Genomic DNA, 22,164 nt, shown 5'->3' with positions numbered 1-22,164 from the left:
TAACGAGAAACTATTATGAATAAACCTTTTATCTGGCAAGATCCTTTTCCGCATGATAAAGACCTGACTGAATATTATCTGCTGAGCGACCAATATGTCTCGATTATCGAAGCAGATAATAAAACGCTGATTGCCGTGGATCCAAAAGGATTAATGGTGCTGGCAAAGCTGGCTTTTTACGAGGCCTCCTTTTTCTTACGCACCGCTCATATTAAACAGGTTGCATCGATCCTTCACGATCGCGAGGCCAGCGCAAACGATCGTTACGTTGCCCTGCAGCTGCTGCGTAATGCCGAGGTCTCGGCCAAGGGTATTCTGCCCTACTGCCAGGATACCGGCACTGCGACCATCGTAGCCGAAAAAGGGCAGTCAATCTGGACCGGCTGCAACGATGCCGAGGCGTTAAGTCTGGGCATCTACGAAACCTTTCAGGAACATAGCCTGCGCTACTCACAAAACGCGCCGCTGGATATGTACACTGAGGTGAACACCGGCACGAATCTACCCGCACAAATTGATATCGCGGCGATCCCGGGGGATGAATACAAATTTCTGTTTATCAACAAAGGTGGCGGCTCGGCTAACAAGGCGGCGCTGTTTCAGGAGACTAAATCCATTCTTGCTCCAGAGAAGCTGGTCCCCTTTTTAATAGCGAAAATGCAGGCGCTCGGCACCGCCGCCTGTCCGCCCTACCATATTGCTTTCGTTATTGGCGGAACCTCCCCTGAGCATGCGATGAAGGTAGCCAAGCTGGCATCGACGAAGTACTACGATACGTTGCCCACGCGCGGTAATGAGCATGGTCAGGCGTTTCGCGATCTGCACCTTGAGGCAACGCTGCTTAACGCCAGCCGGACGCTGGGCATCGGGGCGCAGTTTGGCGGTAAGTATTTTGCTCACGACATCCGGGTAATACGCCTGCCGCGGCACGGCGGCTCCTGCCCGATTGCCCTCGCCCTCTCCTGCTCTGCCGACCGCAACATCAAGGGTAAAATCAATCGACACGGCCTCTGGCTAGAGAAGCTGGAGCGCGACCCAGGACGGTTTATTCCTGAGACGCTACGTATGCCTGGCGACAGCACGGGGGTCAGAATCAATCTCAACCGGCCGTTACGCGAGGTGATGCACGAGCTATCCCGCTATACAGTAGGAACACGCCTCTCGTTGAGCGGCCCGCTGGTTGTTGCCCGGGATATCGCCCATGCCAAGCTCAAGGCCAGGCTTGATGCGGGTGTGGCTCTGCCTGACTACATGAAGAACTACATTGTTTACTACGCTGGCCCGGCTAAAACACCGGAAGGTGGCATTGCGGGATCGCTGGGCCCCACGACCGGTGGCCGCATGGACGGTTATGTAGATGCGTTTCAAGCCGCGGGCGGCAGCCTGGTGATGCTGTCAAAAGGCAACCGCAGCCAGCAGGTGACCGATGCCTGCGCCAGGCACGGCGGGTTTAATTTGGGCAGCATCGGTGGCGCAGCGGCCCTGCTAGCCCAGGACTACGTCCGCAGCCTGCGCTGCCTGGAGTATGCCGAACTGGGCATGGAGGCGGTATGGATGATGGAGGTAAAAGATATGCCTGCGTTTATCCTGGTGGATGACAAAGGCAATAACTTTTACCAGCAGTTTGAACAGCGTCACGACTGTAATCTCTGCCCGTCACAGAGTCTTAAATAGCGCGTGCTGCTCGGCCGCTGACTTTTTTAACAGCCAGTCGCGGAAGAGCAGCATTCCACCCGACGCCACGCCGTCGTCCCGCCACGTCAGTATAAAGCGATTGCCGGTACGCATGGGCACGTCACAAGGAATGACCATGCTGCCGTTATCAAGGTCGTGCTGGACGGAAAAGCGCGGCAGCAGCGCGACGCCCAGCTTCGAACGCACGGCCGCAATCAGCATCGAGATAAGGTCGAAACGCGGACCAAGCTTCACCTTCGGGCTGCTGATACCAGAGAGGGAGAACCATTCGGCCCAGCCCTCAATACGCGTGCTCTGATGCAGCAGCGTAAAGTTATCCAGCAGCCGCTCCACCTTTATCTTCTTCCCGACGTAGCCTGGCAATGTCCTGCTGCACACCGGCAGCAGCTCCTCTTCAAACAGGGAGTCGACCCGAGCCAGGGGGGCGCAGAAATCTTCCCGCATGATAGCCGCATCGTAGCCGCGATTAAGAAAATCCCCGACGCTTGCCAATGAGTTAATATTCACCACGATATCGGGATAGCATTGCGTAAACTCGCCAAGCTTGGGAATAAGCCAGTGGGTGCTCAGCGTGGGGTTAACGGCCAGCTCAACAACGCGTGACGTTGGCTGCCAGGTCATAATAGCATGGGTATCACGCTCAAATTTATTTAATGTATCCTTTACCATGTCGAGATAATATTTCCCGGCGTCGTTGAGGAAAATACGTTTTTTAGCATGGCTGAACAGCTCGGTATTCAGAAAATCTTCCAGCGCCGACATCTGGCGGAACACCGCACTTTGGGTCAAGGCCAACTCCTCTGCGGCACGGGTATAGCTCTCATGGCGTGCCACGGCCTCAAAGGTGATGAGTAGTTCTGTTTTAGGTAACTTCCCTCGCATACTGCCTCCCTGGTACTTTTGGGCGATATCCTATCACTCCTTATTACTCCACCCGCACTCTCAGCGAGAATATTCACTATATCGTGATCGCTATCGACTATTTCCTGATAATTATTTAAGAGGAATATGTAATTTAGAGAAGTATTTGTACAGACAATAAAAAAGGCCACCTTGCGGTGGCCAACCATGTCGAGATTTTTTATTTACTTAATAATAGATTTCAGCGCTTCGCCAATGTCTGCCAGGCTACGCACGGTTTTCACCCCTGCGGCTTCCAGCGCGGCAAACTTCTCGTCTGCAGTGCCTTTACCACCGGCGATGATCGCCCCTGCGTGACCCATACGCTTGCCTTTTGGCGCGGTCACGCCAGCAATGTAGCCGACAACCGGTTTGGTCACATGATCTTTGATGTAAGCAGCCGCTTCTTCTTCCGCGCTACCGCCGATCTCACCGATCATGACGATCGCTTCGGTCTGCGGGTCGGATTCGAACAGCTTCAGAATATCGATAAAGTTAGAGCCAGGGATCGGGTCACCGCCGATACCGACGCAGGTAGACTGGCCGAAGCCGTAGTCGGTAGTCTGCTTAACCGCTTCATAGGTCAGCGTACCGGAGCGGGAAACGATGCCCACTTTACCCGGCTGGTGGATGTGGCCCGGCATGATGCCGATTTTGCATTCGCCTGGGGTGATCACACCCGGGCAGTTTGGACCGATCATCCGCACGCCCGCTTCGTCCAGCTTCACTTTTACCGTCAGCATATCCAGCGTCGGGATACCTTCGGTAATGGTGATGATAAGCTTAATGCCTGCGTCGATGGCTTCCAGAATCGAGTCTTTACAGAACGGCGCCGGAACGTAGATCACGGTGGCGGTTGCGCCAGTCGCTTCAACGGCTTCACGCACGGTGTTGAACACCGGCAGGCCGAGGTGTGTGGTGCCGCCTTTGCCTGGGGTCACGCCGCCAACCATCTGCGTACCATAGGCGATGGCCTGCTCTGAGTGGAAGGTCCCCTGGCTACCGGTGAAGCCCTGGCAAATTACCTTCGTATTTTTGTCGATCAGAATGGACATTATTTCCCCTCCACTGCGGCAACAACCTGCTGTGCTGCGTCCGTCAGACTTTTCGCTGCGATAATGTTCAGGCCGCTGTCAGCCAGTTTTTGTGCGCCCAGTTCGGCATTGTTCCCTTCCAGACGAACTACAACCGGAACGTTAACACCTACTTCTTCCACCGCACCAATGATGCCGTCGGCAATCAGGTCGCAGCGCACGATACCGCCGAAAATGTTAACCAGTACGGCTTTCACTTTATCGTCGGAGAGAATGATTTTGAACGCTTCGGTTACGCGCTCTTTGGTTGCGCCGCCGCCCACGTCAAGGAAGTTAGCCGGTTCGCCGCCGTGCAGCTTAACGATGTCCATGGTGCCCATTGCCAGGCCCGCACCGTTAACCATGCAGCCGATGTTGCCGTCGAGGGCAACGTAGTTCAGCTCCCACTGTGCCGCCTGTGATTCACGGGCGTCTTCCTGAGAGTGGTCGCGCATCTGGCGCAGATCCGGCTGGCGGAACAGCGCGTTGCCGTCAGCGCCCAGCTTGCCGTCGAGGCAGATCAGGTCGCCCTGCTTGGTGATCACCAGCGGGTTGATCTCGATTAGCGCCAGGTCGCGCTCAAGGAAGATGGTCGCCAGGCCCATAAAGATTTTGGTGAACTGCTGAACCTGCTTACCTTCCAGGCCCAGTTTAAATGCCAGCTCGCGTCCCTGGTACGGCATTGGGCCGGCCAGCGGATCGAGCGCGACTTTGTGGATCAGGTGCGGCGTCTCTTCCGCCACTTTTTCAATTTCCACGCCGCCTTCGGTAGAGGCCATGAACACTACGCGACGAGAGCTGCGGTCAACAACTGCGCCCAGGTAGAGTTCTTTATCAATATCGGTCGCCGCTTCTACCAGGATCTGGTTAACCGGCTGGCCGTTGGCATCCGTTTGGTAGGTCACCAGACGCTTGCCCAGCCAGTGCTCGGCAAACGCACGGATCTCTTCTTTGCTGTGAACGACTTTAACGCCGCCCGCTTTACCGCGGCCACCGGCGTGTACCTGGCACTTGACTACCCACGGGCCGCTGCCGATTTTTGAGGCGGCTTCTTCTGCTTCGCGTGGCGTATTGCAGGCATAGCCTACCGGCGCGGGTAAACCGTAGCGGGCAAACAGCTGTTTTGCCTGGTATTCATGTAAGTTCATCTGTTCCGTCCATTTTTCAGGTAATCGTCAGGTCATGATTTTATCGGCCCGGCGAACAACGCGCCGCCGGGCAAGCGTGCGAAAACTACACGTCCAGCAGCAGACGGGTCGGATCTTCCAGCAGCTCTTTGATGGCCACGAGGAAGCCTACCGATTCACGGCCATCAATCAGACGGTGATCGTAGGAGAGCGCCAGGTACATCATCGGCAGGATCTCTACTTTGCCATCCACCGCCATCGGGCGATCTTTGATTGCGTGCATGCCCAAAATGGCGCTCTGCGGCGGGTTGATGATCGGCGTAGACATCAGGGAACCGAAGACGCCGCCGTTGGTGATGGTGAAGTTACCGCCGGTCAGATCTTCAACGGTCAGCTTGCCGTCACGGCCTTTAAGCGCCAGCTCTTTGATTCGCTTCTCGATGTCGGCCATGCCCAGCGCGTCGACGTCACGCAGCACCGGGGTCACCAGGCCACGCGGCGTAGAGACCGCCATGCTGACGTCGAAGTAGTTGTGGTAGACCACATCTTCGCCATCGATAGAGGCGTTCACTTCCGGATAGCGCTTCAGCGCTTCAACCACGGCTTTCACATAGAAAGACATAAAGCCCAGACGGATACCGTGACGCTTCTCGAAAGCGTCGCCGTACTGCTTGCGCAGATCCATGATTGGCTTCATGTTCACTTCGTTGAAGGTGGTCAGCATCGCGGTGGAGTTTTTTGCCTCCAGCAGACGCTCGGCCACGCGCTTGCGCAGACGGGTCATCGGCACGCGTTTCTCGGAACGGTTGCCCGCCACTGGCGTAACAGAAGGCGCGGCAGCGGCAGCAGCCGGTGCTTTCTCTTCGGTTGCTGTTGCCGTTGACGATTTCGCCAGGTGCTTCTCAACGTCTTCGCGGGTCAGGCGGCCGCCGACACCGGTGCCTTTTATGGCGTTGGCATCGAGGGTGTGCTCTGCCAACAGACGACGGATCGCCGGGCTTAACGCCTCGTTGTTCTGCTCTTCGAGGGACGCCTGCTGACGCTGAGCCGGAGTCGACTCTTTGCTTTCAGATTTCGCGCTGCTCTCTTTACCGTTGCTGTTGCCTTCACGCAGGCGGCCAAGGATCTGGCGAGAGGTCACGGTGGTGCCCTCCTCTTCCAACACGGCATCCAGGATGCCGTCCGCTGACGCCGGTACTTCCAGTACCACTTTATCAGTTTCGATCTCTACCAGAACTTCATCACGTTGGACGCTATCGCCCGGTTTTTTATGCCAGGTGGCCACGGTCGCATCGGCTACGGACTCAGGCAGGTCAGGAACAAGAATATCTACGCTACTCATTATTTATCCTTTAATTAATCGACGTTCAGCGCGTCGTTAACCAGATCTTGCTGCTGCTTCTGGTGAACGGACATATAGCCTACCGCCGGCGAGGCAGAGGCCGGGCGACCTGCATAACGCAGAGCGGACCCAAACGGAATCACTTCACGGAAATGATGCTGGCTACAGTACCATGCGCCCTGGTTCAGCGGCTCTTCCTGGCACCAGACAAAATCATGTACGTGGGCATAAGGTTTTAACGCTTCCTGCACCGACTGATGCGGGAACGGATACAGCTGTTCAATACGCACAATGGCGACGTCTTTCTGGTCGTTCTTACGGCGCTGCTCAAGCAGGTCGTAATAAACCTTACCAGAACAGAGGACAACGCGCTTAACGCCTTGCGGATCAAGATCGTCAACCTCACCGATGGCCGGCATGAAAGTGCCGTTTGCCAGCTCGTCGAGCGTCGATACTGCCAGCGGATGGCGCAGCAGGGACTTCGGCGACATCACCACCAGCGGACGGCGCATACCGCGCAGCGCCTGACGGCGGATCATGTGGTAAACCTGCGCCGGGGTAGACGGCACGCAAACCTGCATGTTCTGCTCGGCGCAGAGTTGCAGATAGCGCTCCAGACGGGCGGAGGAGTGCTCCGGGCCCTGGCCTTCGTAGCCGTGCGGCAGCAGCATCACCAGACCGCACATACGGCCCCACTTCTGCTCACCGGAGGAGATGAACTGGTCGATCACCACCTGCGCACCGTTAGCGAAGTCACCAAACTGTGCTTCCCAGATGGTCAGGGTGCGCGGCTCGGCGGTCGCATAGCCATACTCGAACGCCAGCACGGCCTCTTCAGAGAGCACGGAGTCCCAGACGCGGAAGGTGCCCTGCGAATTGTGGACGTGGTGCAGCGGCGTGTAGGTAGAGCCGTTAGCCTGGTTATGGATCACCGCGTGACGGTGGAAGAACGTACCACGGCCGCTGTCTTCCCCAGACAGACGCACCGCAATGCCTTCGTCTACCAGCGTAGCGTAGGCCAGGTTTTCCGCGCCGCCCCAGTCAAAGAGCTTCTCACCTGCGGCCATCGCCTGACGGTCACCGTAGATTTTCGCCACGCGCGACTGCATTTCGATAGCGTCGGGTACGGTACTGATACGCTTCGCCAGCTCCTGAACGCGCTTCATCTCTACCTTGTTCGGGTAGCTCTCGTCCCACTCGTGGTTCAGGTAAGGAGACCAGGTAAAGGAGTGCATATTCATTGGACGCCACTCTTTTACCACGCACTCACCGGCGTCAAGCATGTCGCGGTAGAGGTTCACCATCTCGGTGGCATCTTCCAGAGAGGCGACCTTCTCTTGCTCCAGACGGTCAGCGTAGATTTTACGCGGCGTCGGGTGCTTCTTGATCTTCTGGTACATCAGCGGCTGGGTTGCGCTTGGCTCGTCGGCTTCGTTGTGGCCGTGACGGCGGTAGCACACCAGGTCAATAAAGACGTCGCGCTTAAAGGTGTTACGGAAATCGAGCGCGAGGCGGGTGACGAATGCCACCGCTTCCGGATCGTCAGCGTTAACGTGGAAAATCGGTGCCTGCACCATTTTACCGATATCGGTGCAGTACGGCGTAGAGCGTGCATCAAGCGGGTTAGAGGTGGTGAAGCCCACCTGGTTGTTGATGACGATACGCACCGTGCCGCCCACTTCGTAGCCGCGGGCTTTGGACATGTTCAGCGTTTCCTGCACCACGCCCTGTCCGGTTACCGCCGCATCACCGTGAATGGTGATCGGCAGAACTTTGTTGCTGCTCGGCTCATCGAGGCGATCGAGACGCGCACGCACCGAGCCCATCACCACCGGGCTGACGATCTCCAGGTGCGACGGGTTAAACGCCAGCGCCAGGTGAACTAAACCGCCCTCGGTTTCGATATCGGACGAGAAGCCCATGTGGTACTTCACGTCGCCGGTGCCAAGGTGCTCTTTATGCTTGCCCGCAAACTCATCGAACAGATCCTGAGTCTTTTTACCCAGCACGTTGATCAGCACGTTGAGACGACCGCGGTGTGCCATCCCCAGCACCACTTCGCGGGTGCCGCTCTTACCGGCGTGACGGATCATCTCTTTCAGCATCGGGACCAGCGCATCGCCGCCCTCCAGCGAGAAGCGTTTCGCCCCTGGGAATTTAGCCCCCAGATAGCGCTCCATCCCCTCGGCTGCGGTCAGCTCGCTGAGAAAACGTTTTTTCTCTTCGGCGCTAAAGGCCGCGCGGCCCGCTACGGACTCAATCCGCTGCTGGATCCAACGCTTCTCTTCGGTGCTGGTGATGTGCATATACTCAGCGCCGATAGAGCCGCAGTAGGTCTGCTTCAGGGCGTCGATCAGTTCGCCCAGCGGCATCGTGTCTTTGCCAAAGGCAAAGGAGCCGATGTTAAAGCTCTGCTGCAGATCCGCTTCGGTCAGGTCGTGATAGGCCGGGTCGAGATCGGCAACGCGCTCCTGTTTCCACAGGCCCAGCGGATCGAGGTTCGCCTGCTGGTGACCGCGGAAGCGGTAGGCGTTGATGAGCTGCAGGACTTTTACCTGCTTAACGTTGGTGTCAGGGTCGGACAGTGAGGAGGTATAACGTGAGGCATCCTTCGCCAGACGACGAAAATAATCACGTGTTTTGGAATGAAATTGATCCGGTTTAACGCCGGTGCCAGGCAGCTCCTGGAACATGGAACGCCAGTTTGCGTCTACCGAATCAGGATCGGTTAAGAAGTCTTCATAGAGCTGTTCTATCCAGCTCTGGTTAGACCCAGAGAGGTAAGAAGAGTCCAGCCAGGCTTTCATTGCGCCGTTCTGCATCGTGATCCCTTAAGCATTTGTATGCTTACTTCGCCGTGGATAACTACAACGTACACCGTATAGCGCACGTACCGGGGTTCACAAGCGAGCTCTTTGGCCCGCGAAGGAACCTTTAAAAACTGTCTGTCAGGCAGTTTTTAAAGATCTCTGCAATCTGTCACTCTGTTAGCCCGGTGGCGCGACGCTTACCGGGCCTACATGTTGCGTAGGCCGGATAAGCACAGCGCCATCCGGCGTTACTGCTTATGCGCTGCGCTGCAAAAGCATCGACTTAATATGGCCGATGGCGCGTGTCGGGTTCAGTCCCTTAGGACACACGCTGACGCAGTTCATGATGCTATGACAGCGGAATACGCTGAAAGCATCGCTCAGCCCGTCGAGACGGCTCTCGGTTTCGGTATCGCGGCTGTCGATCAGGAAGCGATACGCGGCCAGCAGGCCAGCCGGGCCGATGAACTTGTCCGGGTTCCACCAGAATGACGGACAGGAGGTGGAACAGCAGGCACAAAGAATGCACTCATAGAGCCCATCGAGCTTCTCACGCTGCTCGGGAGCCTGTAGGTGCTCGCGAGCGGGGGGATTTTGCCCATTATTCAATAAGTAAGGCTTAATCTTCTCATATTGTGCATAGAATTGCCCCATGTCTACCACCAGATCGCGAACAACCGGCAATCCAGGCAGAGGACGGATAACAATTTTCTTGGTGCCGTTGCCCAGCGCCGAGATTGGCGTGATGCAGGCCAGGCCGTTTTTGCCGTTCATGTTCAGGCCGTCGGAGCCGCAAACCCCTTCACGACAGGAGCGGCGGAACGCCAGGGTCGGATCCTTCTCTTTCAGCTGGATTAACGCATCCAGCAGCATCATATCCCGACCTTCTTCCCCTTCCAGGGTGTAGTCCTGCATACGCGGCGCGTCGTCGACATCCGGGTTATAACGATAGATTGAAAATTCGATTCTCATTTTCCGGTCTCCGCTTAGTAGGTACGAATCTTCGGCGGGAACGCCGGACGCAGTTTAGGCTCCATGTTCACGCTGCGGCGCGTCATGGATTCCGATTCAGGGAGATACAGAGAGTGGCAGAGCCAGTTCTCATCGTCACGATCCGGGAAGTCGAAGCGGCTATGTGCCCCACGGCTCTCGGTACGGAAGTTGGCCGATACCGCCGTCGCAAAGGCGGTCTCCATCAGGTTATCCAGCTCCAGGCACTCAACGCGCTGGGTGTTGAACTCGCTAGAGGTATCGTCCAGGCGGGCGTTTTTCAGGCGCTCGCGGATGGCCTTCAGCTGCTCCAGACCCTTCGCCATCGCATCACCTTCGCGGAATACCGAGAAGTTATGCTGCATGCACTCCTGCAATGCTTTACGGATCGCCACCGGATCTTCACCATCGCGGTTATTGTTCCAACGGTTCAGGCGTGCCAGCGAGGCGTCAATTTCGTCGTCGGTGGCATCACGCAGCGCGCCCTGCTCGGCGATTGACTCCTGCAGATGCAGACCTACCGCACGACCAAAGACCACCAGGTCCAGCAGCGAGTTACCACCGAGGCGGTTGGCACCGTGTACCGATACGCAGGCGATCTCACCCACGGCAAACAGACCCGGGATCACCACGTCTTCGCCCTGGGCGTTGACGGTCAGCGCCTGGCCAGTCACTTTGGTTGGGATACCGCCCATCATATAGTGGCAGGTCGGGATTACCGGGATCGGCTCTTTCACCGGATCGACATGGGCAAAGGTACGGGAGAGCTCAAGGATGCCCGGCAGGCGGGATTCAAGAACCTCTTTACCGAGGTGGTCAAGCTTCAGCTTGGCGTGCGGGCCCCACGGACCGTCGCAGCCGCGGCCTTCGCGGATCTCGATCATGATAGAGCGCGCAACCACGTCGCGGCCTGCCAGGTCTTTGGCGTTCGGCGCGTAACGCTCCATAAAGCGTTCGCCGTGCTTGTTCAGCAGATAGCCGCCTTCACCACGGCAGCCTTCGGTAACCAGAACGCCCGCACCGGCGATACCGGTTGGGTGGAACTGCCACATCTCCATATCCTGCACCGGCACGCCTGCGCGGAGCGCCATACCGACACCGTCACCGGTGTTGATGTGGGCGTTGGTGGTGGACTGGTAGATACGGCCTGCACCGCCGGTGGCCAGCACCGTTGCACGCGCTTTGAAGTAAACCACTTCTCCGGTTTCGATGCACAGGGCGGTACAGCCGACCACTGCGCCATCTGCGTTTTTCACCAGATCCAGCGCATACCACTCAGAGAAAATGGTGGTCTTGTTTTTCAGGTTCTGCTGATAAAGGGTATGCAGCAGGGCATGACCGGTACGGTCCGCCGCCGCCGCGGTACGTGCCGCCTGCTCGCCGCCGAAATCTTTCGACTGGCCGCCAAACGGACGTTGATAGATGGTGCCATTCTCCAGACGGGAGAACGGCAGGCCCATGTGATCCAGCTCCAGAATCGCTTCCGGGCCGGTCTTACACATATATTCAATGGCGTCCTGGTCACCGATATAGTCGGAACCTTTCACCGTGTCATACATGTGCCATTCCCAGTTGTCTTCATGGGTATTGCCCAGCGCTACGGTGATACCACCCTGCGCAGAGACCGTATGGGAACGGGTTGGGAAAACTTTAGACAGCAGCGCACAGCTCTGGCCACTTTGGGAAATCTGCAGCGCCGCGCGCATACCTGCGCCACCGGCACCAATTACAACCGCATCAAATTCTCTGACTGGCAGTTTCATTACACACCCCACACCACAACGAATCCATAAATAACGTATACCAGCAGCGCCACAACGGTGAGCAGCTGTAACCCAAGGCGCAGCGCCGTGGATTTAACGTAGTCAGTAAACACCTGCCACATGCCAATCCAGGTGTGGATCAACGTGGAAACGAGCGCCAGCAAGGTGAACACTTTGGTAAAGGCGGAGGAGAAAAAGCCCGTCCAGGCTTCATAGGTGACATCACCGGTGATGGCGAAAAAACCCACCATATAGATGATGTACAGCGTCAGAACGATAGCGGTAGCGCGGACCAGAATGAAGTCATGTACGCCGTTGCGTCCTAATGCGGAGGCGTTGCTTACCATACGAGGACTCCTGCGAGAATTGAAAGCACGACAGTAATTGCAATAGCAATATAGGCAGAACGTTGACCTGCTGCGAAGGTTTCTTCCAGATAGCCGACATCCATCAGCATGTGGCGGATACCGCCCACGGCGTGATAGGCCAGCGCGGTGAGAATGCCCCACATGATGAACTTAACGAAAAAGCTATCCATGATGGCAGCGGCGTGCTGGAAGCCCTCTTGTGAGGAGAGCGACAGGCCCAGCAGCCACAGCAGAATGCCGATCGCCACGAAGGTGATGACGCCGGACACGCGGTGGAGGATGGACGCTATAGCCGTAACAGGGAACCGGATCGTTGTGAGATCCAGATTGACAGGTCTTTGTTTCTTAGCATTTTTTATCATGAATAACGCCCACATGCTGTTCTTATAGTTTCCTTCCTCCGGTCTGCAGGCGGGTCAGACAGCGTCCATTTGTATAACTGCTCGTCATGCAAAATTTCATGCTTTCGTAGGCTAAACGACGCATTACAACGCTGGTGGCTCGGGACGGCAGGGTATTCCGGAGACCTGGCGGCAGTATAGGATGTTCACAAAATCATTACAATTAACCTACATACACTTTGTCGGGTTTTATGCTGAACAGTGACCTCCATCACGATACCAACATATTTTTAATTTTTAACCATGAGATTTGACAAAACTTAAACATTATTGTTACAAACGTCAGCGGAAAAGTCATATAATTCGTAAAAGTTATGGGGTCTCTCTTTCACCTGAGAATTAGTTATGTAACAGTGAGAAGGATTGACCGACGTTATCAGGACAGTTATTAGTGATATACAGGTTTGACAAATTCGGACTGTAAAAAGCCTGATTTGCTGATTTTTCACGGTATTTTAATGTTTGCCTGCTAGCGCTCATCGCTCTGTACCCTGCTTACTCCGCTCAACAGAGACACGCGCCAAATAACAAAGTGGTAACATTGATTTTCTGTATGAATGCAAATCCGGCTTCTTCCCTACAGTCTTAAGCATAAGGCGCTAAGGAGACCGTAAATGGCTGATAAGAAAGCTACCCTAACCTACAATGGTGGCGATGCTATTGAACTGGATGTGCTACAGGGCACGCTCGGTCAGGACGTCATTGATGTCCGCACGCTCGGCTCAAAAGGAGTTTTTACCTTTGACCCGGGTTTCACCTCTACCGCATCCTGCGAATCTAAAATCACCTTTATCGACGGTGACGAAGGCATTCTGCTCCATCGCGGTTTTCCGATTGACCAGCTGGCAACTGAATCAAACTACCTGGAAGTGTGCTACATCCTGCTGAAGGGTGAGAAGCCAACTCAGGACGAGTTTGACGAGTTCAAAACCATCGTTACGCGTCACACCATGATCCACGAGCAGATCACCCGTCTGTTCCACGGCTTCCGTCGCGACTCTCACCCGATGGCGGTGCTGTGCGGCGTGACCGGTGCGCTGGCGGCCTTCTATCACGACTCGCTGGACGTTAATAATCCGCGCCACCGTGAGATCGCCGCGTTCCGTCTGCTGTCCAAAATGCCAACCGTAGCGGCAATGTGTTACAAATATTCAATCGGGCAGCCTTTTGTTTATCCGCGCAACGATCTCTCCTACGCGGGCAACTTCCTGAACATGATGTTCTCTACGCCGTGTGAGAAGTATGAGGTCAACCCGGTGCTGGAACGCGCCATGGACCGCATCCTGATCCTGCACGCCGATCACGAGCAGAACGCCTCTACCTCTACGGTACGTACCGCTGGCTCCTCGGGCGCTAACCCGTTTGCCTGTATTGCGGCCGGTATTGCCTCCCTGTGGGGACCGGCGCACGGCGGCGCGAACGAAGCGGCGCTGAAGATGCTGGAAGAGATCAGCACCGTTGAGCACATTCCGGAATTCGTGCGTCGTGCCAAAGACAAAAACGACTCTTTCCGCCTGATGGGCTTTGGTCATCGTGTTTATAAAAACTATGACCCGCGCGCGACCGTGATGCGTGAAACCTGCCATGAAGTGCTGAAAGAGCTGGGCACCAAAGACGACCTGCTGCAGGTGGCGATGGAGCTTGAGCACATTGCGCTCAACGATCCGTACTTCATTGAGAAGAAACTCTACCCGAACGTGGACTTCTACTCCGGCATCATCCTGAAAGCGATGGGTATTCCGTCATCCATGTTTACCGTTATCTTTGCGATGGCGCGTACCGTGGGCTGGATCGCCCACTGGAACGAAATGCACGACGACGGCATCAAAATCGCCCGTCCGCGTCAGCTCTATACCGGCTACGAACAGCGCGATTTCAAATCCGATCTGCAGAACCGCTAATCTGCTCTTCTGCTCAGCCCGGCGGCGCTACGCTTGCCGGGCTTTTTATTTTTGGCATCCCGGACACCAATAAAACGGCCGCGACGACAGGGTTGTCTTCTCGATCGTTCCTCCGCAGCGACTGCACGCCTTCCCCGCCCGATGAAACACGTTAAAGCGAAACAGTGCCCCATGGTGGCGCTTCTCATTGACCTTGCCGCGCGTGCGGTAAGAGAGACGCGGCACGTCCAGCAGGGCGGCTGCCAGCGCATCCAGCTGCGTCTCACTGAGATCGGCAGCGCGATGGGTGGGCGCAAGCTCGGTAGCCCACAGGATTTCGATCCGTAGATAGTTACCCAGCCCGGCAAGAAAAGCCTGATCCAGCAGCAGCCCCGAAAACTGACGACGGCGAAAGCGCGGAGAGATGAGTCGCTCCCGCACCGTCTCGACGTCCAAACTCGGATCGAGCACGTCTGGCCCGACGCGCTGCAAGAAGGGATGAACGGTCAGCTGCTCCGGCGTCAGCATCTCGATATCCGAGGCGCTGTAGAGCAGAATAGCCTTATCGGCAGCGGCCAGCTTTACCCGCAGGATACGGTTAGTCTGCGGCTCCTGACCGGCCTTCACGACTCGCCAGACGCCGTAGAGCTGGTTATGGCTGTAGAGGGTCATGCCGCCGGAGAAGTGGGTTAGCAGCGCTTTACCGCGCGTTTCGATACGATCGACATGCTGCCCGGCAAGCTCCGCCTCCCAGGGCTTCAGGTGTTCAAAGGCAAACCAGGCTTCGGTGAGCGGCTTGCCCTGAATGGCTTTCTCAAGGCTGTCTGCCGCCCGGCGGATCTCGGGGCCTTCCGGCATAGCTTCTCCTTACTCAATTAACTGGCGGTGACGGCAATATTGCTGGCGGCAAAGGCCTCGCGCAGGCGTTGAGCAAAGATCAAGGCATGCTCGCCGTCGCCGTGCAGGCATACCGTCTGGGCGTTAACGCGTGTCCACTCTCCCTGAATGCTTTTTACCCGTCCGCCCTGCACCATCTCTAAGGTTTGCGTCAGGGCCTGCGCTTCGTCGTCGATCAGCGCCCCTGGCTGGGAGCGTGGCACCAGCGAGCCATCGCTCATATACCCCCGGTCGGCAAAGACCTCTTCCCGGGTGGGCAAACCGTGGCGCTCCCCGGCGCGGATCAGCTCGCTGCCCGCCAGCCCTACCAGAATCAACGCGGGATCGCAGGCGTGCACCGCCCGGGCAATCGCATCGGCGAGAGCCGGATCCTTCGCCGCCTGGTTGTAGAGCATGCCGTGCGGCTTAACGTGCCGCATCCTGCCGCCTTCAGCGTGAACGATAGCCGCCAGCGCGCCTACCTGATAGAGCGTTTGCGCATAGACGGTCTCCGGAGGGAGATCCATCGCCGTACGGCCAAAGTTCTGCCGATCGGGAAAGCTGGGGTGCGCCCCCACCGCCACGCCGTTTTTTAGCGCCTCACGCACGCAGGCCTGCATGGTTTGCGCATCGCCCGCGTGAAAGCCACAGGCGATGTTGGCCGAGGAGACCAGCTGTAACAGGGCGCTGTCGCTGGCACTGCCCTCCCCGAGATCGGCGTTGAGATCAATCTTGATCACGCAACCCCCGGGCTAGCTGGTCGAGGAACAGCCGCTGCTCGCGGCGGGCGCGGAGCGCATCTTCCAGGGTGCAAGGGACAAGGTGGATAGGATCGCCAAGGCGAATCTGCCCCAGGTGATACATATCCGCCTCGATAATGCAGGCGATGCGCGGGTAGCCGCCGGTGGTCTGGGCGTCATTCATCAGCACAATAGGCTGGCCGTTATGCGGCACCTGAATCACGCCGGGAACCAGCCCGTGGGAGAGCAGCTCTCGCTCTTCACGCCGCTTCAACTGCGGCCCCTGAAGACGGTAGCCCATGCGGTTACTCTGCGGGCTAAGCTGCCACGGCAGCCGCCACAGCGCCTCCTGCGAAGCGGTATCGAACGACTGGTACTCCGGCCCCGGCAGGGCACGAATGCGGTTGCCCCACAGGAGCTGCTTCACTCCCCGCGGGCCAGAGAAGCGGCGCTCGCAGGCGCGGATCGGCAGCCGATCGCCATCCTGCAACAGCCGTCCCGCAAAGCCGCCAATACCGACCTTCAGGTCGGTGCTGTAGGATCCCATCACCTCGGGCACGTCAAAACCGCCAGCTACCGCCAGGTAGCTGCGCATCCCATGCCGGGGACGCTTAAGCACCAGCCGCTGTCCGGCGCGGGCCTGATGCCGCCAGCCGGTCCACACCGCCTTGCCGTCCAGCGTCGCGTCGCAGCCTGCCCCGGTAAGGGCAAACCAGACGTCGTGGGCAAACTCAAATTCGCACTGGCCGAGCGCCATCTCCAGCGCCGCATCGTCAGGCGCATTGCCCACCAGCGCGTTGGCAATCTCCAACGCCGGGGCATCCAGCGCGCCGCAGTAGCTGATGCCGGACTGGCGCAGCCCCTTGCGTTTGCCACCCTGTACCGAGGTGTACATCCCGGCGCGAATTACCGTCAGCATACGCCCTCCTTCTGCGGGACAAAGCGCACCCGGTCGCCGGGGCGCAAAAGCACAGGATCGTTGTTATCAGGGTTGAACAGCGCCAGCGACGTATGGCCGATAAGCTGCCAGCCGCCCGGCGTCGCCAGCGGGTAGATCCCGGTCTGCTCTCCGCCGATGCCTACCGATCCGGCAGGCACCGAGAGACGTGGCTCCGCGCGACGCGGGGTATGCAAGGGTTCCGGCAGCCCGCCCAGATAGGGAAAGCCCGGCTGGAAGCCGAGGAACCAAACCACATAGTCGACGGAGGCATGCAGTTCAACCACCTGCTTTTCGCTGAGGTTACTGTGCTCTGCCACCACGGCCAGATCCGGCCCCGCCGCGCCGCCGTACACCACCGGGATCTCAATAAAGCGCGACTCTGGCTCCAGGGCCTCGCTCTCCTCCCACCAGCGCTGTAGCCGCTCAATGGCATCCAGCGCTTTCTCCTGCGGATCCGCCAGCACAACGGTTACGTTGTTCATACCGGGGATCACATCGACAACATTGGGCAATTCAACCACCCGCTGAGCCAGTCGCCAGATACGTTTCTGGCTCGCCAGGGTCACCGGAGGCTCAAGCTCCAGTACCACGGCGGTCTCACCTAACAGATAACAACGTGCTCGCTGCACTTAGTCCCCCTTGCATCATGCTGGATTGGGAATATCGATAAATGTGACGTCTAAATCTGTATTTTCGGTCAGCCACTCGCTGAGGGCGCGAATGCCACCGCGCTCGGTTGCGTGATGCCCCGCCGCGTAGAAGTGCAACCCCTGCTCCCGGGCACTGTGAATGGTCTGCTCGGAGACTTCGCCGGTGATAAAGGCATCGACCCCGAAACGCGCGGCGCTGTCGATAAAGCCCTGCCCGCCGCCGGTGCACCATGCCACGCGCTGGATCCTATCCGGGCCGTTATCGCCGCTCCACAGCGGTCGACGGCCAAGCCGGGCTTCAATCCACGACGCCAGCTCCAGGCCAGGGACCGGCATCGCCAGCTCGCCCCAGGGAACCAGCGGCTCAATTTCGCCTTTCACGGTAATGCCCAGCAGCGCCGCCAGCTGAACGTTATTTCCCAGCTCCGGGTGAGCGTCCAGCGGCAGGTGCCAGCCATACAGATTGATATCGTTGGCGAGCAGGGCCTTAAGACGATTGCGCTTCATGCCGCGGATCGTTGGGGATTCGCCTTTCCAGAAGTAGCCATGGTGGACGATGATGGCATCGGCCTGCTGGCGTATGGCCTCATCGATCAGCGCCTGGCTGGCGGTCACGCCGGTAATAATTTTTTGGACTTCATCACGGCCCTCGACCTGTAGGCCGTTGGGCGCATAGTCACTGAAGGTCGCGCTGTTAAGCTTATCGTTAATCAGGCGTTCCAGTTCGCTGTTGTTCATCATCTCTCTCTACGATTTTCTTGCGGTTTCATATGCGGCCAGCGTGGCCGCGCGGGCCTGTTTATGATCGACCACCGGGCGGGGATAGTCCAGCGACACACCCTGCTTATCCGCCCATCCCCAGGGATCGTGCAGCGAGGCCGCTGGCACCTTCGCCAGCTCGGGCAGCCACTGGCGAATAAACTCGCCGTGCTTATCAAATTTTTCGCCCTGGGTGGTGGGGTTAAAGATGCGAAAATAGGGTGCGGCATCGGTACCCGTTGACGCCGCCCACTGCCAGCCGCCGTTGTTAGCCGCCAGATCGCCATCGATAAGCTGAGAGATAAAATAGCGCTCTCCGATGCGCCAGTCGATCAGTAAGTCTTTTACCAGGAAGCTGGCGGTAATCATGCGCAGGCGATTATGCATCCAGCCGGTGTTATTCATCTGACGCATCGCCGCATCGACAATGGGGTAGCCGGTGCGTCCCGCCTGCCAGGCTTGCAAATGCTCAGGCTGACTCTGCCACTGCACGCGTTCGGTCCAGGGGATAAAGGGCCGATGCTTGCAGAGATCGGGATACCAGGTCATCAGATGACGATAGAAGTCGCGCCAGATAAGCTCATTCAACCAAACCGCGCCCGCACCGCCGTCCAGGGCATCGGGCTGCTCCGCCAGCAGCCGGTGCAGGCACTGGCGCGGAGAGATGACGCCGAGCGCCAGACAGGGCGAGAGCCGGCTGGTGGCATCGAGCGCGGGAAAATCGCGTCGAGCCTCATACTCCCCGACCTCATTGCGGCAAAACGCGCGCAGCCGTTCAACGGCCGCCTGCTCCGTTGCTGGAAAGAGGCTGGGGTCGAAATCCTGCTGCGGGTAGGTGAGAGTGAGCGGCTTGAGGGTGTCGCTTAGCGCCCCACCCTCGCGCACGGCGGGCGCAGCCACGCACTCGGGCAGATCCTCTCTCAGCCTGCGCAGAAAGGCGTTTTTATACGGGGTGAAGACTTTATACATCTGCCGATCGCCGGTCATCACGCTGCCGGGGGCAAGCATGACGCTGTCATCCAGCCCCTGGCAGGTGACCTCCGGCAGCGCCCGCTCAACGGCGGCATCGCGCTGACGCTCGTTGATCTCGTACTGATAGTTGTAGAAAAGATGCGTAACGTCGTGCTCTTCACAGATCTCTTTTACTGCCCCTACGCTGGCGTTGAAATCATCAACCTCAACGAACAGCAGCGGGATCCCTTTTTCCGCCAGTTCATGCTGAAGGCTGTGAAGATGGGACTGCATAAACGCCGCCTGCCGCGCCGCCATGTCATGCTTTTCCCACTGCCTGGGGGTCGAGATAAAGAGTGCCAGCACCCTGGCGTGGCGATCCCGGCAGGCGGCGGCGAGGGCAAGGTTATCCTTCACGCGAAGATCCGCGCGAAACCAGACCAGATGGGTGGTCATACAGCTCCTGAATTAATGTCCGTAACGAAGGCGCAGGGTCTCTGGCCACGGGTCAAAGTAGCGCTGCCCGGCGAGATACGCATCGGGGAATTCGGCCATGTAGTGCTTGAGCAACGTCACCGGGGCAAGCAGCGGCTGAGTCCCCTGCCGATAGCGCTCGATGAGCGACGACAGCTCCTCGCGCTGACGGGTATTAAGCTGCTTACGGAAATAGCCCTGAACATGCATCAGCACGTTGGTGTGGTTGCGCCTGGTGGCCTGATGAGAGAGCAGATCCATCAGCCGCTGGCGATACTCAACAAACCACTCATCGAGCGATTCCCACTCGTGAATGGCTGCCACAAAGCGCCCCAGCTCGCGGTACTTGGGCTGAGAGTGGGCCAGCAGCAGCAGCTTGTAGCGACTGTGGTAAGCGATCAGCTCCCCGCGCGTTAGCCCACGCTCGCGTACGCCGTTAAGCTCGTGCAGGGCGTAGATACGCTCGACAAAGTTTTCGCGGATCAGCGGATCGTGCAGACGACCATCCTCTTCTACGGGCAGCCAGGGATAGGTTTGCATTAATATTTCGGTATAGATCCCGCGCCCGGCCTTGCGGTTATTTTTGCCGTCGGCATCGTAGACGCGCACCCGCTCCATGCCGCAGCTGGGTGATTTTGCGCAGACGATATAGCCGCAGAGGTGATCAAACTGGCTGATACGCTTATGCGCATAGCTCTGCATTGACTGAGTCAGATCGCCCTCGCGTCCGTCGCTAAAGCGCAGCGCCGGATCGCCTTCAGGCGTTTTAACCAGCCGCAGTGCCGGACGGGGAACCGGCAGGCCAATGGCCATCTCCGGGCAGACCGGCTCAAAACGGACTAACGGCGACAGCTCCTCAACGGCAAAGGCCAGTCGCTTGTGCCCGCCGTCAAAACGCACGGTTTCCCCTAACAGACAGGCACTGATGCCAACAGGGATTTTTTCACTCATAGCGGCTCCTTATAGACTCTCCGTAAGTGTAGCCGGAGTGACAAGGAATTCGCGATGGTTATAACAAGATGCCAATAAATAAATGTGGCTTATCGGAGCTGATAAAATACACATGCCTGCTTTTTAAACATAAGCGGTACTGAAAACTTTCCACACCCGGTCTGTTGAAGAAGTTTGTCGAGTTTATTTTTTCGCGTATCGATTCAATTGCAGTTTGCGCATCAACGCTTTTAGATTTTATCCAGATACAATCATGATGAAAAAGCCTGTTTCTATAATCCCTAATCTCTTTTAAAAGATTAAGCACTTTGCGACGCGCTTCTGTTGGACGGTGATCAATCACGCTAAGCCTTCTGAACGCTTTAGTCAGTGACAATGGCCAGAGGTAGAGGTGTTTATCTGCATTAAGATCGGTATGCCACGCCTCAAGCAGTACCGCTTCCCATGTGCTAAACGTGGTAGCAGCAATAATATCATCATGCCCAAACCCAGAGGCTGAGGAAGCTGCCTCAGATGGGCTATTGGATCCCAAGCATGCCGCCTGTTTGTTTTTGCCTCTCTTTCTTAATGTCAGCTCTGCGCTCCGAATACCCTTAATAAATTTAGTATGATTATCTTTCGAATCATCATAGCGAACAGTATTCCACCAATATTCGCCAAATCGCTCTTTCGCCGCCTTGTCGATTGAATTACGTAAAATTAACTCCAGCTGTTGCACAAAGGGATAAAGCGAAGCTGCTGCATTCTGTAACCAGATAGTAAAGCCATATATTTCTACTGGGGATTGAATAGTAAAGGTTCGTTCAATGGTAGCCAGCCGGGCTGGGGATAATAACGAGAGAATGGGTGCGTAATCCGGTATGCTTCCTGGCATAGTCGCTCCTGCTCCTGATGGTGGTTGTGTTTTTTTAGACCTAACTCCAAATAACCTCACTGTTGACCGGCTTATCGCTCTGCGCTAATCTGACCTCATAACGTTAGCCAATGCCGAATCATCCCCCATGCTGCATGGGTTCTAGTGAAAGCATATCAGGCAAAAGTTTTGAAAACCCCGGCTCTGCTGGGGTTTTTCACATTCCACGCATAAAAAAACCGCCCCGAAGGGCGGTTTGCTTAGCTGCTGTGTGGGCTTTGCCCTTTTATTTAATAGAAATCGCAGGCCACTTTTTCGGCCTGATCCATCCATACCGGCTTATCGCTGGTTTTCGCCCAGACGCGGTGCAGATAGCTGTAGAAACGAGCGCGATCTTTCCAGAACAGCATAAACGGCAGCGCCGCTACGCCTGCCACCACGGCAAAAACGCGCCGGGCTACGATCACATGCACTGGATAATCATGATATAGAGACATACGTTTTTCCCCCTTTTTACCCCGCTATCCTTCACGGGGCTGGCGTGCCGGTAATGTTCACCGAAATAATCAATTTACTTCACTGGTTAAAATAGTACCGCTTTGTCTGTAATTTTACTACTCA

At 57.0% G+C, this 22,164-nt stretch carries 20 protein-coding genes; 2 read left to right on the top strand and 18 right to left on the bottom strand.

All coding sequences use genetic code 11. The features are described 5' to 3' along the window. Positions 1-15: 15 nt before the first annotated feature. Positions 16-1,674, top strand: a complete 1,659-nt coding sequence (locus EV102420_RS12320; RefSeq protein WP_042392152.1) for a FumA C-terminus/TtdB family hydratase beta subunit — start codon at positions 16-18, stop codon at positions 1,672-1,674. On the opposite strand, the gene EV102420_RS12315 is transcribed toward EV102420_RS12320, so the two are convergent. From EV102420_RS12315 to sdhC, 9 genes are all read right to left on the bottom strand, one after another. After that, positions 1,657-2,577, bottom strand: a complete 921-nt coding sequence (locus tag EV102420_RS12315; protein WP_042392149.1) for a LysR substrate-binding domain-containing protein — start codon at positions 2,575-2,577, stop codon at positions 1,657-1,659. The genes EV102420_RS12320 and EV102420_RS12315 overlap by 18 nt on opposite strands. Before the next feature lie 203 nt (positions 2,578-2,780). Beyond that, positions 2,781-3,650, bottom strand: a complete 870-nt coding sequence (gene sucD / locus EV102420_RS12310; RefSeq protein WP_042392146.1) for a succinate--CoA ligase subunit alpha — start codon at positions 3,648-3,650, stop codon at positions 2,781-2,783. After that, positions 3,650-4,816 (bottom strand): ADP-forming succinate--CoA ligase subunit beta, encoded by a 1,167-nt coding sequence (gene sucC / locus EV102420_RS12305; protein ID WP_042392144.1) that lies wholly within the window; start codon positions 4,814-4,816, stop codon positions 3,650-3,652. The genes sucD and sucC overlap by 1 nt, the downstream gene beginning before the upstream one ends. Positions 4,817-4,901: 85 nt before the next feature. Next, positions 4,902-6,137: a 2-oxoglutarate dehydrogenase complex dihydrolipoyllysine-residue succinyltransferase gene (odhB, locus tag EV102420_RS12300; RefSeq protein WP_042392142.1), complete on the bottom strand. Its 1,236-nt coding sequence runs from the start codon at positions 6,135-6,137 to the stop codon at positions 4,902-4,904. A 14-nt stretch (positions 6,138-6,151) separates the two neighbouring features. Continuing rightward, a complete protein-coding gene (gene sucA, locus EV102420_RS12295) occupies positions 6,152-8,959 on the bottom strand; it encodes a 2-oxoglutarate dehydrogenase E1 component (protein WP_042392141.1) in 2,808 nt (935 codons plus the stop codon). A 243-nt stretch (positions 8,960-9,202) separates the two neighbouring features. After that, the gene (sdhB, locus tag EV102420_RS12290; RefSeq protein WP_042392139.1) at positions 9,203-9,919 is read right to left on the bottom strand and encodes a succinate dehydrogenase iron-sulfur subunit SdhB; all 717 of its coding nucleotides are present in this window, start codon (positions 9,917-9,919) and stop codon (positions 9,203-9,205) included. A gap of 14 nt (positions 9,920-9,933) precedes the next feature. After that, on the bottom strand, positions 9,934-11,700 hold the full coding sequence (sdhA, locus tag EV102420_RS12285) for a succinate dehydrogenase flavoprotein subunit (protein ID WP_042392136.1): 1,767 nt from the start codon (positions 11,698-11,700) through the stop codon (positions 9,934-9,936). Next, complete coding sequence (gene sdhD, locus EV102420_RS12280) at positions 11,700-12,047, bottom strand: succinate dehydrogenase membrane anchor subunit (protein WP_042392134.1); 348 nt, start codon at positions 12,045-12,047, stop codon at positions 11,700-11,702. Before sdhD ends, sdhA begins: the two co-directional genes overlap by 1 nt. Then, on the bottom strand, positions 12,041-12,445 hold the full coding sequence (gene sdhC / locus EV102420_RS12275; RefSeq protein ID WP_042392132.1) for a succinate dehydrogenase cytochrome b556 subunit: 405 nt from the start codon (positions 12,443-12,445) through the stop codon (positions 12,041-12,043). Before sdhC ends, sdhD begins: the two co-directional genes overlap by 7 nt. A 638-nt stretch (positions 12,446-13,083) precedes the next feature. Here sdhC and EV102420_RS12270 point away from each other — a divergent pair. Further along, complete coding sequence (locus EV102420_RS12270) at positions 13,084-14,370, top strand: citrate synthase (protein ID WP_042392130.1); 1,287 nt, start codon at positions 13,084-13,086, stop codon at positions 14,368-14,370. 45 nt (positions 14,371-14,415) lie between these two features. Here the strand turns inward: EV102420_RS12270 and nei are convergent, their stop codons facing one another. The 9 genes from nei to EV102420_RS12225 form a co-directional block, all read right to left on the bottom strand. Next, positions 14,416-15,207 (bottom strand): endonuclease VIII, encoded by a 792-nt coding sequence (gene nei, locus EV102420_RS12265; protein WP_042392129.1) that lies wholly within the window; start codon positions 15,205-15,207, stop codon positions 14,416-14,418. Positions 15,208-15,224: 17 nt separating this feature from the next. Further along, positions 15,225-15,962: a 5-oxoprolinase subunit PxpA gene (pxpA, locus tag EV102420_RS12260; protein ID WP_042392326.1), complete on the bottom strand. Its 738-nt coding sequence runs from the start codon at positions 15,960-15,962 to the stop codon at positions 15,225-15,227. Further along, complete coding sequence (gene pxpC, locus EV102420_RS12255) at positions 15,952-16,884, bottom strand: 5-oxoprolinase subunit PxpC (protein ID WP_042392127.1); 933 nt, start codon at positions 16,882-16,884, stop codon at positions 15,952-15,954. Before pxpC ends, pxpA begins: the two co-directional genes overlap by 11 nt. After that, entirely contained in the window at positions 16,878-17,534 is a 657-nt protein-coding gene (gene pxpB / locus EV102420_RS12250) for a 5-oxoprolinase subunit PxpB (RefSeq protein WP_042392126.1), read from the bottom strand. Before pxpB ends, pxpC begins: the two co-directional genes overlap by 7 nt. Before the next feature lie 15 nt (positions 17,535-17,549). Further along, positions 17,550-18,293: a type 2 GTP cyclohydrolase I gene (locus EV102420_RS12245; RefSeq protein WP_042392324.1), complete on the bottom strand. Its 744-nt coding sequence runs from the start codon at positions 18,291-18,293 to the stop codon at positions 17,550-17,552. Between the two features lie 9 nt (positions 18,294-18,302). Then, the gene (gene phrB / locus EV102420_RS12240; protein ID WP_042392124.1) at positions 18,303-19,721 is read right to left on the bottom strand and encodes a deoxyribodipyrimidine photo-lyase; all 1,419 of its coding nucleotides are present in this window, start codon (positions 19,719-19,721) and stop codon (positions 18,303-18,305) included. A gap of 12 nt (positions 19,722-19,733) precedes the next feature. Beyond that, positions 19,734-20,690, bottom strand: coding sequence for a YbgA family protein (locus EV102420_RS12235; RefSeq protein WP_042392121.1), 957 nt, complete (start codon positions 20,688-20,690; stop codon positions 19,734-19,736). Between the two features lie 58 nt (positions 20,691-20,748). After that, positions 20,749-21,564, bottom strand: a complete 816-nt coding sequence (locus EV102420_RS12230; RefSeq protein WP_255211680.1) for a CAAX protease — start codon at positions 21,562-21,564, stop codon at positions 20,749-20,751. A 269-nt stretch (positions 21,565-21,833) separates the two neighbouring features. Next, positions 21,834-22,040 carry a DUF2517 family protein gene (locus tag EV102420_RS12225; protein ID WP_042392118.1) on the bottom strand — a complete coding sequence of 69 codons (207 nt, stop codon included), beginning with the start codon at positions 22,038-22,040 and terminating at the stop codon, positions 21,834-21,836. Positions 22,041-22,164 lie beyond the last annotated feature (124 nt).

Source organism: Pseudescherichia vulneris NBRC 102420 (assembly GCF_000759795.1).
GTDB lineage: Bacteria > Pseudomonadota > Gammaproteobacteria > Enterobacterales > Enterobacteriaceae > Pseudescherichia > Pseudescherichia vulneris.
The sequence above is the reverse complement of the archived record's forward strand: the minus strand, read 5'-3'. Positions and strand labels throughout refer to the sequence as shown.